Genomic DNA, 1058 nt, shown 5'->3' on the forward strand with positions numbered 1-1058 from the left:
TCAACTGGTAAACCACAACCATCAACCGCCAAATGAATCTTTGTAGTGTTACCCGCACGGCTTTTCCCGATGGCTTGCGGCTCTTGACCTACCGCCCCCGCACTATGCTGATGCGCTTTAACGTAGCTGCCATCAATAAATTCCCACTCCCAATCTGGATCAATAATCAGTGCCTTGAAAATTCTGTTCCACTTGTTACTTAATGACCAGGCATTGAATCTCTTGTAGATGGAATTCCAGCATCCAAACACCTCAGGTAAGTCTCGCCACGGACAACCAACCCGCATTCGGTATAGCATACCTTCTACTGTCATGCGCAAATTGCGCTTGTTATAAATCGCTTCTTGAAGCAGAATTTTCTCCAGCTTCGACCAGAACTCATCGCTGAGCATCAATCGGGGCATCGCAAACTCGTTTTATTGGTGGTGTGAGAACACCTCAATATTACGAGTTTGCTTCTATTTATGAAATACTTATCTCAAAACGTCAACAGACCCTAGCAAAGCAGCTGACTGTTATAGTGATAAACGTTGCGCTGATTGCAACAGCCTTGGCGGAAGAAGGATGCCCTCCTAACAAACTCCCATCCGAAGGTGATGGCTGTATGAATATCTCAACCTACACAAAATTATCTCTCGATGCGTCAAAGCCCATGAAATTTGATGCAATTCAGATAAGCATGACAACGATATTCATCCAAGCTACCGGCACAATTACGAATGCTACTCCTGATGATTTTGAAGCATTTATGGCAAGCGATGACGCAAAAATGACAAAAATGCTATTTCTGCATTCGCCGGAAGGCAACCTGCTTGCTGGTCTCAGGCTAGGAGAAAAAATACGCAAGCATGGCCTCAGCACCTATATCGGTCGCACCATCCCACTCAATGGCGTGATGGCTGCATTTCATTACAAGGACGCCATGTGCATTTCTGCATGCGCTTACGCATTTCTTGGAGGAGTTATAGCCAATCACATATAAATTGATTATAATTTGTGAATGACCTATCCAGTATCATTTCGCCGTAAGGTATTATCCGTTCGAGAGAAGGATGGCC

Annotated in this window: 2 protein-coding genes; one reads left to right on the forward strand and one right to left on the reverse strand. The window is 44.7% G+C overall.

Annotated elements, in window-relative coordinates; genetic code table 11:
* The coding region (locus BLV54_RS15325) for an IS5 family transposase (RefSeq protein ID WP_143032488.1) at positions 1–404 on the reverse strand (404 nt) is incomplete at its 3' end.
* A 23-nt stretch (positions 405–427) separates the two neighbouring features.
* Here BLV54_RS15325 and BLV54_RS15330 point away from each other — a divergent pair.
* Positions 428–982: a hypothetical protein gene (locus BLV54_RS15330; RefSeq protein WP_143032564.1), complete on the forward strand. Its 555-nt coding sequence runs from the start codon at positions 428–430 to the stop codon at positions 980–982.
* Positions 983–1058 lie beyond the last annotated feature (76 nt).

It is taken from the genome of Nitrosomonas sp. Nm33, assembly GCF_900107265.1.
Lineage (GTDB): Bacteria > Pseudomonadota > Gammaproteobacteria > Burkholderiales > Nitrosomonadaceae > Nitrosomonas.